The sequence below is a fragment of the Janthinobacterium sp. PSPC3-1 genome (genome assembly GCF_049896105.1).
In the GTDB taxonomy this organism is placed as follows: domain Bacteria; phylum Pseudomonadota; class Gammaproteobacteria; order Burkholderiales; family Burkholderiaceae_D; genus Janthinobacterium.
Map to the genome: position 1 here is coordinate 37,031 of NZ_JAFCTQ010000017.1, position 16,249 is coordinate 53,279.

Consider the following 16,249-nt stretch of genomic DNA (forward strand, 5'->3'; position numbering starts at 1 on the left):
TGGCAAGGCTTCCGATGTCCCGACTGACGCTGCATACGATAGACACCGCCCCGGCCGAGAGCCGCCCTTTCGTGGAAAAGGCGATCGCCAACAATGGCTTCCTGCCCAACCTGATCGGCGTGCTGGCCAATGCGCCGCTGGCGCTGGAAACCTATCTGACCGTCTCGGGCATCAATGGCCGCGCCAGCCTGAGCCTGATGGAGCGCGAAGTGGTGCAGATCACGGCCGCGCGCATCCATGGCTGCGATTTCTGCATCGCCGGCCATAGCGCCATCTCCTTGAAAAAAGCGGGCCAGACACCCGACACCGTGCGCGCCCTGCAGCATGGCCAGCTCACCGGCGACGCAAAACTCGACGCCGTGGCCGCCTTTGCCGGCGCCGTCATCGCCACCCGTGGCGCCGTCGCCGACCCTGAATACCAGGCCTTCCTGGCAGCCGGCTACAACGAACAGCAGGCGCTGGAAGTGGTGCTCGGCATCAGCCTGGCCACCCTGTGCAATTTCTCCAACAGCCTGGCCGGCACCCCCGTCAATCCGCAACTGACGCCTTACCTGCCAGGCGCCGTCTGAGATGGCGAATCTGATGCCCAACCTCGTGCACTGGCTGCACCTGCATGCCGACCGGCTCGACGAATCGAACGAACTGGCTGAAAGCGTGCTGCCGGCGCTGGCCGGCGACCGGCTGCTGGCGACCGGCGTGCCGCAGGAACACGGCGGCGCGGGCGGCGACGTGCGCGACGCCATCGAAGCGATCGCCAAGGTGGCCGAACTGTCGCTGACCAGCGCCTTTGTGTTCTGGGGCCAGCGCTGCTTTATCGAATTCATGCTGCAAAGCCCGAACCGCGCACTGGCCGAACGCCGCCTGCCGGCGCTGCTGGCCGGCACGCAGGCCGGCGCCAGCGGCCTGTCGAACGCCATGAAATTCTTGTCCGGCATCGAGCAGCTGCAAATCACGGCCGCGCGCCAGGGCGATGGCCTGCTGGTCGACGGCGCCCTGGCCTGGGTCACCAACTTGCGCAAAGCCGGTTTTGTCGCCGCCGCCGCGGTCGCGCCAAATGACGGCGCGCCACCGGTGATCGTCGCCTTCGACAGCCAGCTGGCCGGCGTGCAGCGCAATGCCGACCTGGACCTGATCGCCCTGCGCGGCAGCAATACGGCATCGGTCAAGCTGACCCACGTGTCGATTTCAGCGGACGATATCATCAGCGACAATGCGCCGGCCTGGCTGCCGCAGGTGCGCCCGGCCTTCCTCGGCATGCAGTGCGGCATGTCGATCGGTCTCGCGCGCGCCAGCCTGGCGCAGGCGGCGCTGATTTCGCAAGGTTCGCGCAACGCCCTCACGCCGCGCATCGCCGCGCTGAAGGAAACACTGGAACTCGCCACCGCCACCCTGCTGGCCGGCGTGCACGATGGCCGCTTCGTCAAGCAGGCGCCGGCCATGTTCCGCCTGCGCATACAGCTGGCCGAGCTGCTGCAGCAAGCCATGATGCTGGAACTGCAGGCAATGGGCGGGCGCGCTTACCTGAGCACCCAGCAGCAGGGCTTTGCCCGCCGCTGGCGCGAATCGGCCTTTATTCCCATCGTTACGCCCAGCCTGACGCAACTGCAGTCGGCGCTGCAGCAGTTCGACAGCCAGCAGGCCGCCAAAGCGGCAGGCCAGCCATGACGATGGCTGACTGGGCGCTGCAGGCGCAGGGACTTTCCTATGCCTATCCGGGCTTGCCGCCCGTGTTCCAGGATGTCTCGCTGGGCGTGCGCAAGCGCGAGATCGTCTGCCTGCTGGGCGGCAGCGGCTGCGGCAAATCGAGCTTGCTGCGCGTGCTGGCCGGCTTGCAGGCGCCGTCCGGCGGCGCCATCGATTTCCTCGGCGCGCCGATGCGCGAACCCGATCCGCGCAGCGCGCTGGTGTTCCAGCAGGCCAGCTTGCTGCCCTGGCTGAACGTCACCGGCAATGCCGGCTTTGGCCTCGACTTCAAGCACCAGCCAAAACTGAGCCGCGAAGCGCACGCAGCGCGCGTGGCGCAGGCGATCGAGGCGGTCGGTTTGCAGGGCCGCGAAAAATTGTATCCATCAGCGCTGTCGGGCGGCATGGCGCAGCGCGTGGCATTGGCGCGCGCCCTGGCGCGCGAGCCGGAACTGCTGTTCGCCGACGAGCCGTTTTCGGCCCTGGACGCCATTACGCGCGCCGAGATGCAGTCGCTGCTGGTCGAGGTGGTGCACCGCTGGCACACGGCCGTGCTGCTGGTCACCCACGATATCGATGAAGCGATCCTGGTGGCCGACCGCATCCTGCTGATGGGCGGCAAGCCGGGCAATATCGTGCGCGAGTGGCCGGTCGATATCGCCCAGCCCCGTATCAGCCATGGCGCCGGCGTGATCGCCCTCAAGATGGAGATCCTCGACGCCCTGCAGTCGCTGCAAAAACCGCAACCTGCCCTCCCCCTTTAATCGAACGGAGCATCGCATGTCCTTCCAAAAAGAGAACTCCCCCCTGCATATCTGCGCCTCGTCCGACTGCGATTGCGGCCTGACGCGCCGCGACTTCCTGCGCATGTCGGCGCTGGCCACGGCCAGCGTGGCCTCGCCGCTGCTGTTCGCCGGCGACGCCATGGCCCAGCAGGGACCGAAGGGCGACGACCAGCCCGTGAAGATCGGCTACCTGCCGATCACCGACGCGACACCCTTGCTGGTGGCGCACGCGCGCAAGCTGTTCGAGGCCGAAGGCCTGCAGGCGGAAACGCCGCGCCTGTTCCGCAGCTGGGCGCAGATCATCGAAGCGTTCGTCGCCGGCCAGGTCAACGTGATCCACCTGCTGTCGCCGGCCACCCTGTGGGTGCGCTATGGCGCCAAGTTCCCGGCAAAAGTGGTGGCCTGGAACCACGTCAACGGCTCGGCGCTGACGGTGGCCAACGAGATCGGCAAGGTGCAGGACCTGGGCGGGCGCACGGTGGCGATTCCGTTCTGGTACTCGATCCACAATATCCTGCTGCAGCAGATTCTGTCGGCCAACGGCTTGACGCCCGTCACACGCGCGCGCAATGCGGCCATCAAGCCGAACGAAGTGAATTTGATCGTGCTGGCGCCGGCCGAAATGGTCTCGGCCCTGGCCAGCAAGGCGATCGCCGGCTATATCGTGGCCGAGCCGTTCAATGCGGCGGCCGAAAACGCCGGCATCGGCAAGATATTGCGCTTCTCGGGCGATGTGTGGAAGAACCATGCCTGCTGCGTGACCTTTTTGTCCGAGCGCGACATCAATACCCGTCCCGAATGGGCGCAAAAAGTCACCAACGCCATCGTCAAGGCACAGCTGTGGACGCGTTCGAACCAGGTCGACACGGCCAAGCTGCTGTCGAACGTGGGCGAACACCGCTATACGCCGCATCCGCTGCAGGTATTGACGAAAGTGCTGGCCACCACCGATTACGCCACCTATGAAAAACAGGGCCTGATCGTGCACAAAAACTGGCAGCAGCGCCGCATCGACTTCCAGCCGTATCCGTTTGCTTCGTACACGGAAGAACTGGTACGGGCGATCGGCCGCACCAAGGTGGAGGGCGATACGCGCTTTTTGGCCAGCCTCGATCCGAAGTTCGCCGCGCGCGACCTGGTTGATGACCGCTTCGTGCGCAAGGCGATCAACGCGGTCGGCGGCCCGGCCGCCTTCGGCCTGCCGGCCAACCTGCTGCGCAGCGAAACCGTGGCGGTCTGACGATGGCAAGAACGTGGTTCATGCGCCTGGGCCTGCCGCTGGTGGGGCTGGCCGGCGCCTTGTTACTGTGGTCGCTCGGTGTGTGGCAACTGGAAAAATCCACGCCGATCGCCACCGCCTTTGCGCCGCTGCCCACCGCGCTGGCATTCAGGGACATGCTGGCGGGCGCCGACATCTGGCTGCATGTGACGCTCAGTTTGCAAAGGGTGGCCGTCGGCCTGGGCCTGGCGATCGTGATCGGCGTGCCGCTCGGCGTGCTGGTGGCGATGTCGAAAAGTTTTTCGGGCGCCGCCATGCCGCTGTTCCAGCTGCTGCGCATGATTTCGCCGCTGTCGTGGATGCCGATTGCCGTGATGGTGCTGGGTGTCGGTGACGCGCCGGTCTACTTCCTGCTGGCGTTTGCGGCCGTCTGGCCGATCCTGCTCAATACGGCGGCCGGCGTGGCGCGGCTCGATCCGAACTGGCTGCTGCTGGCGCGCAGCCTGTCGGCCACGCGTGGCGAGATCGTCTTCAAGGTGATTTTGCCAGGCATTACGGCGGACATTCTGACAGGCGTGCGCCTGGCCATCGGCATTATCTGGATCGTGCTGGTGCCGGCCGAAATGCTGGGCGTGTCGGCCGGCCTCGGCTACTTTATCCTCGATACGCGCGACCGCCTGGCGTATTCGGAACTGATGGCGGCCATCGTGCTGATCGGCATACTGGGTTTCATGCTCGACTACCTGGCCAGGAGCGCGCATGCGCGCTGGCTGCATGTCAAACGCTAGTGCTGACGCCTAAAGAACCCGCGACGGCGGCATGCGCCGCCAGCGCCAGTTCGCGCCGGTGCGCGCCGACCGTGGTGATCGGCGCCAGGCACGCCAGGCGCGCGATGACGGGCTTGCCACTAAGGATGCGCACCATGCTTTGCGCGAACGTCATCTCGCCGATAAAGTCGATGGAATCGTGCGGCACGCCCGCCGCATCCACGTAGGACACGGCAAACGGCTGCACCGGCGCCTGCGCGTCGATCGCCGCCTCGAACAGATTGGCGTGAAACGGCAGCAGGTTTCCCTGTGCGGCCGTGGTCCCTTCGGGGAATACGCCGATCCGTTCGCCCTGTTGCAGTTTGTCGACCAGCCCCTGGAAGATCTTGCGCAAATCGCGCTTGTTGCCGCGTGAAATAAAGATCGTGCCGGCGCGCGCCGCCAGCCAGCCCAAAATCGGCCATGAGCGGATCTCGGCCTTGGCGACAAAGCGGCAAGGGTGAACCGCGTCGATGACAAAGATATCGAGCCAGGAAACGTGATTGGCCACCACCAGGCAATGGTCGAGCGCCAGCGCATGGCTGGCGGACGCCTCCACGGTGACATTACAGATAACCAGCAGCTGGCGCGACCAGGCGCGGATGCGCCGGTTGCGCCCCTCCACGTCCAGCCAGGGAAACAGCAGCAGGCTCTTGGTCATGCCGATGGCAAGATGCAGGGCGACGCGCGCGAGGCGCCAGGTAAGCAGAAGTTTCAAATGACACCAAATCAAGTGCCGGGAGCAGCCGCAGCCGCCCGCCGGCAATCAAACTACAGATTAACGCTGAAACGCCACCCGTCCAGCCACGATGGTTGCCTTGACGACGCCGCTCAGTTCATAGCCGAGGAAGGGCGTGTGCTTGCCCTGGCTGGCCAGCGAGGACGACGACACGGTCCAGCGCGCGGCGGGGTCGAACACGCAGATATCGGCCGCTGCGCCGATGGCCAGGCTGCCGGCCGGGATGCCGGCCACCTTGGCGGCATCGGCCGTGACCTTGGCCACGGCGCGCGCCAGCGGACGCGCACCGGCTTGCGGCTGGGCCAGCGCGTAGTCGTCGGCCCATTTCAGGGCCAGCGACAGCAGCAGTTCCAGGCCGGTGGCGCCAGGCGACGCTTCGCCGAAGGGCAGCAGTTTTTCATCGTCGTCGACCGGCGTATGGTCCGAGCACATGGCGTCGACGGTGCCGTCGAACAGGGCCGCACGGATCGCGTCGCGGTCGCGCTGGCTGCGGAATGGCGGCGTGACGCGCGCGTTCGGATCAAAGAAGCCGATATCGGCATCGGTCAGGTGCACATGGTGCACGCCCACGTCGCAGGTGACCGGCAGGCCTTCGGCCTTGGCGGCGCGGATCAGCTCCAGGCCGGCGGCGGACGAAATGCGGCACAGGTGCACGCGCGCGCGGCTGGCGCGCATCAGTTCGAAAATCGTGTGCAGCGCGATGGTTTCGGACATCACCGGCACGCCCGACAAGCCCAGGCGCGAGGCCAGCGGGCCGCTGTGGGCGATGCCGCCGCGGCCGATATGCGGGTCCTGCGGGCGCAGCCACACGGTGTAGCCAAAGGTGTTCGCATACTGCATCGCGCGCAGCAGCACGGTGGTGTCTTCGATCGGTTCCTCGGCCTGCGCAAAGCCGATGCAGCCCGCTTCCGTCAGTTCCGCCATTTCCGTCAGCGACTGGCCTTTCAGGCCCATGGTCAGCGCGCCCAGCGGGTGCACATGCGCCTTGTCCTGCGTCTTGGCGCGGTATTTCAGCATTTCCACCAGGCCAGGCTCATCGAGCACGGGATCGGTGTCGGGCGGGCACACCAGGCTGGTCACGCCGCCCTGCAGCGCCGCCTGCAATTCGGATTCCAGCGTGGCCTTGTATTCGTAACCCGGCTCGCGCAGGCGCGCGGACAGGTCGACCAGGCCAGGGGAAACCACCAGGCCGGCCGCGTCAAAGGTGGTGTCGGCCACGAAGCCGGCCGGTGCGCTGCCCACGGCGAGGACCTTGCCGTCGGCGATAAACAGGTCCTGCAGGCCGTCGATGCCGTTGGCAGGGTCGATCAGATGGCCATTCTTGATATGTAGTGTCGTCATGCTTGCTTCTCGTCCTTGGGCCATCAGCCCTGATTACCAGCCAAAATACTCATCACCGCCATGCGCACGGCGATACCGAAGGTCACCTGCGGCAGGATCACCGCCTGCGGGCCGTCGGCCACGGCCGAATCGATCTCGACGCCGCGGTTCATCGGCCCCGGGTGCATCACGATGGCGTCCGGTTTCGCCAGCGCCAGGCGCTCCGGCGTCAGGCCGTAGCTCTTGAAGTATTCCTGCGCCGACGGCAGCAGCGCGCCGCTCATGCGCTCGTTCTGCAGGCGCAGCATGATGATCACGTCGACGCCTTTCAGGCCTTCATCCATGTTGGTGAAGGTGCGCACGCCCATCTGCTCCAGGCCGCCCGGCAGCAGCGTGTGCGGGCCGATGGCGCGCACTTCGGGCACGCCCAGGGTGGTCAGGGCATGGATGTCGGAACGCGCCACGCGGCTATGCAGGATGTCGCCGACGATGGCCACCGTCAGGTTGGTGAAATCCTTCTTGTAGTGGCGGATCGTGTACATGTCGAGCAGGCCCTGGGTCGGGTGCGCGTGGCGGCCGTCGCCGGCGTTGACCACGTGGACATGCGGCTGTTTGGTGTCGATCAGGTGCTTGGCGATCAGGTACGGCGCGCCCGACTGCGCATGGCGCACGACGAACATGTCGGCATGCATGGCCGACAGGTTGTCGATGGTGTCGAGCAGGGACTCGCCCTTGCTGGCCGACGAGGCCTGGATGTTCAGGTTGATGACGTCGGCCGACAGGCGCTTCGAGGCGATCTCGAAGGTGGTGCGGGTGCGCGTGGAGTTTTCAAAAAACAGATTGAAAACGCTTTTGCCGCGCATCAGCGGCACTTTTTTCACATCGCGGTCGGAGATGCCGACGAACGAGGAAGCCGTGTCGAGGATATGGTTGACGATAGACTTCGGCAAGCCTTCGATAGTCAACAGATGCTGCAGTTCGCCGTGTTTATTCAGTTGCGGATTAAGCATGGTGGGTATCTATGGTGAGCGTGAATTTATCGCCGGCCTGCTTCAGGACCAGCGCCTGGCCCGGCGGCACGGCGGTAAAGGCGGCCACGAAATCGGCGGCCACCGGCAACTGGCGCTCGCCCCGGTCTACCAGGGCGGCCAGCATGATCTTGGCCGGACGGCCGTAATCGAACAACTCGTTGATGGCCGCGCGCGTGGTGCGGCCCGTGTACAGCACGTCGTCGACCAGCAGGATGGTGGCGCCGGCCACGTCAAACGCGATTTGCGTCGGCTTGACGTCGGCGTGCAGGCCCTTCTGCGCGAAGTCGTCGCGATAGAAGGACACGTCGAGCACGCCCAGGCGGGCCGTCAGGTCCAGGTCGCGCGCCAGGCGCTCGGCCAGCCAGGCGCCGCCCGAGTGGATGCCGACGATGGCCACGTTGCTGGCGCCGGCCAGGCCGCTGCGCACTTGCTCCAGCAGGACCCCGTACAGGGCCTCGGCGTCGAGTTGGGAGGGATTCACAAGATTGGACATAAGTGGAGAAGTAGTCAAAAAAACGGTTCAGGACTGCGCGTCGAAATATTGCTGCAGGATCACGGCGGCGGCGCGGTCATCGATCACCTCGCCGCGTTTGGCGGCAATCACGGCCGAGGAATAGCGTTCGTCGACCAGTTCCACCGGCAGGCCGAAGCGGCCGTGCATTTGGTTGGCGAAGCGCCGGCAGCGCGCGCTCATCTCGTGTTCGGTGCCGTCCGGGTGGCTGGGCAAGCCCACCACGATGCGGGTCGCGCCCCATTCCTTGATCAAGGCGGCGATGGCGGCAAACTTCGGTTCGTTGGCGATCGCCGTGATCACGCTGAGCGGCTTGGCCTGGCAGATCATGGTGTTACCGATGGCCACGCCGATGCGTTTCAGGCCAAAGTCAAAAGCGAGGATGGTGTCGATGGCCTCACCGTTCATGCGTGGCCAGCCTCGCTCGCCAGCATCAGCGGATCGATGCCCAGCAGCTTGATGGCCGCCACGTAGCGCTCGGCGATCGGGAAATCGAACAGGATATCGGCCGAGGCGCCGACCGTCAGCCAGCCATTGCGGCCGATCTCGTCTTCCAGCTGGCCCGGGCTCCAGCCCGAATAGCCGATGGAGACCAGCATGCGCTGCGGGCCTTCGCCTTTGGCGACGGCTTCGAGCACGTCGATCGAGGTGGTAAACGCCACTTCGTCGGTCACCGTCAGCGACGAGGAATAGCGCGCGCCGGGCGTGTGCAGCACGAAGCCGCGGTCGTCTTGCACCGGGCCGCCGAACATGATCGGTTCATTGACGATGGGTGCGTCGCTGCCGGCCGCCAGTTTCAGGTCGATGCGTTCGAACAGCACATCCATCGTCATGTCGGTCGGTTTGTTGATGACCACGCCCAGCACGCCGTTTTCATTGTGTTCGCACACATACACAACGGTGCCGCCGAAGATCGGGTCTTGCATCGCCGGCATGGCGATCAGAAAATGGTTGGCCAGATTCAAGGTGGACGAACCGGTGGCGGCGCCTTCGCTGGCGCTCTGCATCAAACGATGTCCCGGGAGCGTGTGGTCGATTTTACTCTTTTTCATACGCGTTGCTCTCTCTGTGGGCTTGCTGGCAAGACACTTTACCCCTGCTGTCGTTATTATTTGTAAGATGCGGTTGCCGGTGCGCGTGGCTTGCGTGGGGAGGTCGATTGTAAAATCGTTACCGTTCTGCTGGCGCACGCGTAAGCACTGCGAAATCAGGCGCTAGTTTACACTGAATTGCCATGCCGGCGACGCCCAAGGCGCGGCGCGGGCAGGCATAATGCGCCGCAAGCGGCGAAAAATCGCCCTTTCTTGACCTTTTACAACGACAATACGCCCATCCGCCACCATGACACTTCCTACCTCCCTGGTCTGGTTCCGCCGCGACCTGCGCGCGTTTGACCATGCTGCACTGCACCATGCGTTGCGCCAAAGCCAGGCCGTGCACTGCGTCTTCGTCTACGACACGGCCATTTTGGCCAGCCTGCCGCGCCGCGACCGCCGTGTCGACTTCATTCACGCCAGCATCGCCGAACTGGCCGCCGAACTGCGCCAGCTCGGTGGCGACCTGATCGTGCTGCACGGCAATGCCGCCACCGAAATCCCGCGCCTGGCGGCCGAACTGAAGGCCGACGCCGTGTTCGCCAACCACGACTACGAGCCGCAGGCGATCACCCGCGACGCCGCAGTTGCCGACGCGCTGACGGCGGACGCCCGCCTGTGGTTCAGCTTCAAGGACCAGGTGATCTTTGAAAAAGACGAAGTGCTGACCCTGTCCGACAAGCCGTATACCGTCTACACGCCATACAAAAATGCCTGGCTGAAAAAAATGCGCGCCGATCCATCGTGCCTGGCGCCGTACGATATCGAGCCGCACGCGGCCACGCTGGCGCCGCCGCGCGGCAAGCAGGCCGCCCTGCCCACGCTTGAGCAGCTGGGTTTCGAACCCAGCAACCTGGCCGAGCTGGCGATTCCCACCGGCATGTCGGGCGGCGCGCAGCTGTTTGACGACTTTTTGAAACGCGTCGACAAATACGATGTGGCGCGCGATTTTCCTGCGCTGAAAGGGCCGTCCTACCTGTCGCTGCATCTGCGCTTCGGCACCGTGTCGCTGCGCTACCTGGTACGCACCATGGTCGACCTGATGGAACGCGGCGGCGGTGGCGACGGCGCGCCCGTCTGGCTGGCCGAACTGATCTGGCGCGACTTCTACGCCATGATTTTGTACCAGAATCCGCACGTGGAACATGGCGCCTTCAAGCCCGCCTACGACGCCATCGCCTGGGAAACGGGAACACTGGCCGACGACGCATTTGCCGCCTGGTGCGAGGGCCGCACCGGCTATCCGCTGGTGGACGCGGCCATGCTGCAGCTGAACCAGACCGGCTACATGCACAACCGCCTGCGCATGGTCACGGCCTGCTTCCTGATCAAGGACCTCGGCATCGACTGGCGCCGCGGCGAAGCCTATTTCGCGCTGCACCTGAACGACTTCGACCTGGCTTCGAACAACGGCGGCTGGCAGTGGGCCTCGTCGTCGGGCTGCGACGCCCAGCCCTATTTCCGCATCTTCAACCCGATCACCCAGTCGGAAAAATTCGACGCCAACGGCCGCTTTATCCGCCGTTACCTGCCGCAGCTGAAAGCGCTGGGCGACAAGGAAATCCACGCGCCGTGGCTGGTGCCGCGCATGCTGCTCGATCAAAAAAACATCGTGCTGGGCCGCGATTATCCGGCACCCATCGTGCAGCATGACGAGGCGAGGAAAGAGACGCTCGAGCGTTACGAGGTGGTCAAAGTCGTCAAGGTCGCCTGATTCCCCGTCAGCAGCCGATCCACCTCCGCCAGCAACTCCTCTTCCTGGAACGGTTTGCCGAAATAGGCATTCACGCCCAGTTCCAGGGCGTGCTGGCGGTGCTTGTCGGCGCTGCGCGAGGTGATCATGATCAGGGGAATGGCGCGCGTGCGTTCGTCGCTGCGCACATTGCGCGTCAAGTCAAAACCGTCCATGCGCGGCATTTCGACGTCGACCAGCAGCAGCGCCGGCAGCGCGGCCGGTTCGAGTTCATGCAATTGCTCGAGCGCGTCGACGCCGTCCTTGGCCAGCAGCACCAGGTAGCCTTCGCGCTCGAACAGCCGCTGCATCACGCGGCGCACGGTCAGCGAATCGTCGACCACCATCACGCAGGCGCGCGGCGCGGGCAGCGCCACGCGGCCTTCGCCGGCGGCGGCCGCATACTGCGCCAGCAGTTCCGGGTGGTGGGCCAGGTGCTGCGCCAGCGCCACCGGATTCAGTATCAGCACGATGTCGCCGGTGCCCAGCACGGTGGCGCCGGCAATGCCCGGCATGCGCGCCAGTTGCGGCCCCACATGCTTGACCACCACTTCGCGGTTGCCCAGCACATCGTCGACCTGCAGCGCCAGCCTGTCGTTGCCGTTGCGTAGCAGCAGCACCGGCGCATGGCGCTGGGTAGCGGGCGCCACCGGCGGGTCGCCCAGCATGGTCGACAACTGGTGCAGCGCCAGCAGCTGGCCGTGCGCATCGATCTGGCCCGATGCTGTCACCTGCTCCAGCTGCTCGCCCTTCAGGTGCAGCACCTGCTCGACCAGCACCGACGGCAAGGCATAGGTCTTGCCATTGGCCGCCAGCAGCACCACCTGTGTCACCGCCAGCGTCAGGGGCAAATGGATGGTAAAACGGATGCCCTGGCCCGCTTCGGTCGCGGTGTCGACCCGCCCGCCCAGCGCCAGCGCTTCCGAGCGCACGATATCCATGCCGAAGCCGCGGCCCGCCAGTTCGGTCAGGCTGTCGGCGGTCGACAGGCCGGGCGCGAAGATCAGTTCGGCCGCCTGCGCATCGCTGACCTCGGCGTCCGGCGCGACCAGGCCGGCGCTGCGCGCCCTGGCGCGGATGCGGTCCAGGTCCAGCCCGGCGCCATCGTCGGAAAAGGCGATCGCCACTTCATTGCCCTGCTGGCTGACCTGCACCAGCAACTCGCCCGTTTCGCTCTTGCCCGCCGCCAGGCGCGCCTCGCGCGGTTCGATGCCATGCGCGATCGCGTTGCGCAGCAGGTGTTCGAACGGTGCGGCCATGCGTTCGAGCACGCTGCGATCGATCTCCACATTGCCACCACGGATATCGAGGTTGACCCGCTTGTCGACTTCCTTGGCGCTTTGCCGCGCCACGCGGAACAGCCGTTCGGCGATGCTGGCAAACGGCACCATGCGGATCTGCATCAGGTCGCGCTGCAGTTCGCGCGTCAGGCGCGCCTGCAGCACCAGGTCGTCGCCCACCGTGCCCACGCTCTGGCTCAGGTGTTCATGGAAGGAGGCGACGTCGTTGACGCTTTCGGCCATCATGCGCGTCAGTTCCTGCAGGCGCGTAAAACGGTCGAATTCGAGCGGATCGAAATCGCGCTCGCTGCCCACCGCCATGCGCGAGGCGATCTGCGATTCGGCCTGCATTTCCACTTCGCGCAGCTGGCGCCGCAAGCGCGCCAGGTTGTCGGAAAACTCGCCCAGCGAGGCGCCCAGCACGCCCACTTCGTTTTCGATTTTCGAGCGCGTGATCGACACTTCGCCGGCCTGGTTCACCAGGCGGTCGAGGATGTCGGCGCGCACGCGCACCAGCGCCGCCTTCGGTTCCGGCGGCGGCATGTCTTCCATGCCCGGCAGCGGCAGCAAAGGTTGCTGCAACTGCTCGAACAGATGCAGCGCATGGTCGTAATGGGCCAGCAATTCCTCGAAAGCCTGCGGCGTGGCCGTGCCCGCGTGCAGCATGTTTTCGATATGCGTTTCGATTTCATGCGCGTGCTGGCCCAGGCGCATGGCGCCGGCCATGCGCGCGCTGCCCTTGACCGTGTGCAGGGTGCGCAGCAGCATCTGCGCCTGGCCGCTGTCTTGCGGCTGCTGCTGCCAGTTGCGCAGCGCCGCGCCGATCTGCGGCAGCAAATCGGCGCCCTCTTCCAGGAACACCGGCAGCAAGTCCAGGTCCAGCTCGTCGCTAATGCCGGCGCTGGCAGCCAGCAGGGCCTGCGCGTCGGCCGGCACCATCGCCGGCGCCTCGGTCTCCGGTTCGGTTTCCGGTCCCGGTTCCGGTCCCGGTTCCGGTCCCGGCTCGGCTGCCGCTGGCGGCGTATCGAACACGGAGTCGAACAGGTCGTCGATGGCGCTGGTATCGGGCGCCGGCGGCAATTTCATGCGCGCTGGCGGTGTTTCCTCCAGCGTGGTGGGGCCCTGCCCTGGTCCATCGGCGACGATGCTGGCGTAGGCGGCGGCAAACAGCGCATCGAGGCCGTTCTCGGCAGGTTTGCCGCGGTCGTCCATGATGCTGGCATAGGTGGCGGCGAACAGGGCATCCAGGCTGTTTTCAGGTGCAGGCGCAGTCTCCCCTGGCGGCGCCGTCAGCGCGCGCCACAGGGTATTGAGTTCCTCGATCAGTGCCGGCTGCGCCGGCGCCAGGTCGCCCAGGGTGAACGCCTGCAGCATCTGGCGGATGCCATCGGTGGCGTGTTCCAGCACGTCGTGCTGCGCGTCGGCCAGCCCGGCGCGCGGCGCCACCACGGTTTCGATGGCGATTTCCAGCGCGTGCGCCAGGTCGCGCAATGCGCTAAAGCCGACGGTGCCGGAGCTGCCGGCCAGGGTATGCACGGCCTGCAGCGCGTCGGCGCTGACGGCGCGCGCTTCATGGCGCCATTCGCCGAAGTCGCGCTCAAGCACGCGCAGTAGTTCGTCGGTTTCGGCCAGGTAGATGTTATACAGCGGCAGGCTGATACGCAGCTCGCCCACATGTTTCAGGTTATCGTCCGGCGCCTCGTGCTGGGCTGGCGCGGTGGCCGGCGGAAAGCCGATCACATTGCCGTTGCCGCCCGTGGCCGGCGCCGGCGCCTCCTTGGCCGCAGGGCGCCGCTTGCGCAGTTCGAACGGCCCGCCTTCGCGCACCCGCTCGGCCGCATCCGGCAACATGCCCGCTTCGCGCCCGCGCGCGCCGCCCCCCTCCAGCTCGGCCACCCATTCGCTCAATTGGTACCAGCCGTAATTGAGCAGGGTGTACAGATCATCGCTGGCCGGGCGCGCCTCGGCCAGCCAGGTATTGAGCACTTTTTCGATGGCGCCGGCCGCTTCGGCAAACTGCGCCAGGCCGATCATGCGGCTGCTGCCCTTCAGGGTGTGATACGAGCGGCGCAGCATGGCCAGGTGTTCGCCGTTGCCGGCGCCCGCCTCGGCGCGCAGCGCGGCCAGGCTGGTTTCCACAAAGGCCAGCACCTCGCGCGCCTCAGCCAGGAAAATATCGAGCATCTCGGCGTCGAGATCGCCGCCGGCCGCTGTGCCGTTGTCCGCTGGCGGCATGATCGACTGCGGCGGCAAAGCATGATCGAGCACCGGCACCGGCACGCCGCCGGCCGCCGCCACTTTTTCAAACGGCAGCGCGCGGAAGGCGCCGCTGGCGGCATCGAAATGGAAGCGTGCGCCGGCCCCCTGGGGATTACGCCCCAGCATGTCGACAAAAAAGCCCAGCGCGCTGACGTTTTGCGCGATCTCGTCGAGCGCTTCCATCGGCGCCTGGCTGTCGCCGTCCAGCAGCAGCTGGACGCTGGAGACCACCTGCTGCATGCCGGCGCTGGCGGCGGCCTGCCCCAGTTCCTCCAGCGTCTGCCGCATCGGCTGCAGCAGCGGCGCCACGCCGGCCAGTTCCGCACGGCGGCCAATATCGGCGTAATAGGCGTTGAGCAGCTGCTCGACCTGGCGCAAGCCCGCTTTCATGGACTCGGCCAGCGCGCCCGCCACTTGCCCCTGTTCGATCTGGCGCGACAATTCGCCCTGCGCCGGCGCCGATGGCGCCTCGCCGTCCTGCAGCGCCTGCAAGCGCGCGGCGATGGTTTCGGCATTGCTGGCGAAATCGTCGGGCAGCCTGCGCAACTGTTCCAGGCCGGTTTCGGCAAACAGCAGCGCCGTCTCCATTTCCTGCGCCAGCGCGGCGTGGCGGCCGCTGGCGGCTGCCAGCCGCGCCACGTCGGCGCCCTGGCGCAGCAGGCTGGCCAGGGCCGGCACTTTCAAGGTCTCCGCCTGCGCCGCCACCTCATCGAGCGCCTCGCTGAAAGCCTCGCCCGGCGCGGCGTCGCGCCAGCTGGCGCGCGCGCGGACCAGCGCCTCGCGCGCGCCCTGCAAGGCGGCCTGATCGACCTGGCCATAGCGCCGCGCCTCCACATCCTCGGCCACCAGGCCATCGAGCTCGAACGCCTGGCGCAGCTGGCGCGCCGCCGGCGTGGGCTCGCCAGCGGCGGCGATCAGGTACAGCGCATCGCGCAGCAAGGTGTCGGGCAGGCCGGCCGTGCCTTGCGCCAGGCGGCGCAATTGCAGGTTGATCAGGCCGAACAACTGCTTCATGTACAGGCTGTCGCCGCCATGGCCCTGGGCCGCCAGGCCGGCCACGGCCTGCATGGTGAACCAGAAGGTGCGCGCCGACGCTTCGCCCTGCGCGTCGGCCACCAGTTGCAAGGTGTCGTGCAGGGCTTGCGCATGCGGCTGACGCGCCTCGGCATCCGGCGCCCTCAGGAACGGCAGCAGCGACTTTTCAAAGCGGCTGCGCCAGGCCGGATAGTCGGCGGCGATCACCGGCTCGGCCAGCGCGATGGCGTGGTGCCGGTCCACGGACGGCGGGAAAAACAGTTCGGCCGGATGCACACGTTCCACCCCCAGCATGGTCTGCAGCGCGCGGTAATACGGGAACAGGCGGGTGGGCTGCGGCGGCGTGCCGGCCAGCAGGTCTTCCAGGTATTCGGTGAGGGCCTGGTACAGCTCGGCCACCACTTGCGCATGGTCGACCGTATATTCCAGCGTGCCGTCGCGAAAACGCGTCAGCGCCTGTTCCGCGCCCGCCGTCAGCAGGCCGGCACCGGCCACGTCGACCATCACCAGCGCGCCATGCGCCTGATGCAGGTGCGAGCGCGCATGCTGCAGGGCGGTGGCGCGTTCCTCGCGCTCGCGTCCGCCCGCCTCGAACAAGGCGGTGCGGGAACGGGCCAGCGCTTCGCGGATTTCCACCATCACCCAGGACAAGGGCTCGCTGTCAAACGGCTTGGACTGCTGCGGCCTGGACTGCTGCGGATTATCTGGTGTGCTCATGCCTGCCTCGGTAAAGAATTCATAACGCAAAAATCGGC

Annotated in this window: 13 protein-coding genes; 6 read left to right on the top strand and 7 right to left on the bottom strand. The window is 66.3% G+C overall.

The window, feature by feature from the left end; translation table 11 throughout:
* Positions 1–14 precede the first annotated feature (14 nt).
* Genes ACP7B7_RS18055 through ACP7B7_RS18075 form a run of 5 tightly spaced genes read left to right on the top strand, consistent with a single transcriptional unit; the run spans position 15 to position 4,475 of the window.
* Positions 15–569, top strand: a complete 555-nt coding sequence (locus tag ACP7B7_RS18055) for a carboxymuconolactone decarboxylase family protein (RefSeq protein WP_426077555.1) — start codon at positions 15–17, stop codon at positions 567–569.
* A 13-nt stretch (positions 570–582) separates the two neighbouring features.
* Positions 583–1,665 (top strand): acyl-CoA dehydrogenase family protein, encoded by a 1,083-nt coding sequence (locus tag ACP7B7_RS18060; protein ID WP_426077556.1) that lies wholly within the window; start codon positions 583–585, stop codon positions 1,663–1,665.
* Positions 1,662–2,447, top strand: a complete 786-nt coding sequence (locus tag ACP7B7_RS18065) for an ABC transporter ATP-binding protein (protein WP_426077557.1) — start codon at positions 1,662–1,664, stop codon at positions 2,445–2,447. The genes ACP7B7_RS18060 and ACP7B7_RS18065 overlap by 4 nt, the downstream gene beginning before the upstream one ends.
* 16 nt (positions 2,448–2,463) lie before the next feature.
* Positions 2,464–3,708 (top strand): ABC transporter substrate-binding protein, encoded by a 1,245-nt coding sequence (locus ACP7B7_RS18070; protein WP_426077558.1) that lies wholly within the window; start codon positions 2,464–2,466, stop codon positions 3,706–3,708.
* Between the two features lie 2 nt (positions 3,709–3,710).
* Positions 3,711–4,475 carry an ABC transporter permease gene (locus ACP7B7_RS18075; RefSeq protein WP_426077559.1) on the top strand — a complete coding sequence of 255 codons (765 nt, stop codon included), beginning with the start codon at positions 3,711–3,713 and terminating at the stop codon, positions 4,473–4,475.
* Here the strand turns inward: ACP7B7_RS18075 and ACP7B7_RS18080 are convergent.
* Genes ACP7B7_RS18080 through ACP7B7_RS18105 form a run of 6 tightly spaced genes read right to left on the bottom strand, consistent with a single transcriptional unit; the run spans position 4,465 to position 9,146 of the window.
* Positions 4,465–5,211, bottom strand: a complete 747-nt coding sequence (locus ACP7B7_RS18080; protein ID WP_426077560.1) for a lysophospholipid acyltransferase family protein — start codon at positions 5,209–5,211, stop codon at positions 4,465–4,467. The genes ACP7B7_RS18075 and ACP7B7_RS18080 overlap by 11 nt on opposite strands.
* Before the next feature lie 60 nt (positions 5,212–5,271).
* A complete protein-coding gene (locus ACP7B7_RS18085) occupies positions 5,272–6,573 on the bottom strand; it encodes a dihydroorotase (protein WP_426077561.1) in 1,302 nt (433 codons plus the stop codon).
* 23 nt (positions 6,574–6,596) lie between these two features.
* Positions 6,597–7,562 carry an aspartate carbamoyltransferase catalytic subunit gene (locus ACP7B7_RS18090; RefSeq protein WP_034746695.1) on the bottom strand — a complete coding sequence of 322 codons (966 nt, stop codon included), beginning with the start codon at positions 7,560–7,562 and terminating at the stop codon, positions 6,597–6,599.
* Complete coding sequence (pyrR, locus tag ACP7B7_RS18095; RefSeq protein ID WP_426077562.1) at positions 7,555–8,076, bottom strand: bifunctional pyr operon transcriptional regulator/uracil phosphoribosyltransferase PyrR; 522 nt, start codon at positions 8,074–8,076, stop codon at positions 7,555–7,557. The genes ACP7B7_RS18090 and pyrR overlap by 8 nt, the downstream gene beginning before the upstream one ends.
* A 27-nt stretch (positions 8,077–8,103) precedes the next feature.
* On the bottom strand, positions 8,104–8,502 hold the full coding sequence (gene ruvX, locus ACP7B7_RS18100; protein ID WP_308924496.1) for a Holliday junction resolvase RuvX: 399 nt from the start codon (positions 8,500–8,502) through the stop codon (positions 8,104–8,106).
* Positions 8,499–9,146: a YqgE/AlgH family protein gene (locus ACP7B7_RS18105; RefSeq protein ID WP_374694251.1), complete on the bottom strand. Its 648-nt coding sequence runs from the start codon at positions 9,144–9,146 to the stop codon at positions 8,499–8,501. The genes ruvX and ACP7B7_RS18105 overlap by 4 nt, the downstream gene beginning before the upstream one ends.
* Before the next feature lie 289 nt (positions 9,147–9,435).
* Here ACP7B7_RS18105 and ACP7B7_RS18110 point away from each other — a divergent pair, with 289 nt between their 5' ends.
* Positions 9,436–10,902, top strand: a complete 1,467-nt coding sequence (locus ACP7B7_RS18110) for a cryptochrome/photolyase family protein (protein ID WP_426077563.1) — start codon at positions 9,436–9,438, stop codon at positions 10,900–10,902.
* Here the strand turns inward: ACP7B7_RS18110 and ACP7B7_RS18115 are convergent.
* A complete protein-coding gene (locus ACP7B7_RS18115; protein ID WP_426077564.1) occupies positions 10,869–16,211 on the bottom strand; it encodes an Hpt domain-containing protein in 5,343 nt (1,780 codons plus the stop codon). The two genes, ACP7B7_RS18110 and ACP7B7_RS18115, sit on opposite strands and share 34 nt — an antisense overlap.
* Positions 16,212–16,249 lie beyond the last annotated feature (38 nt).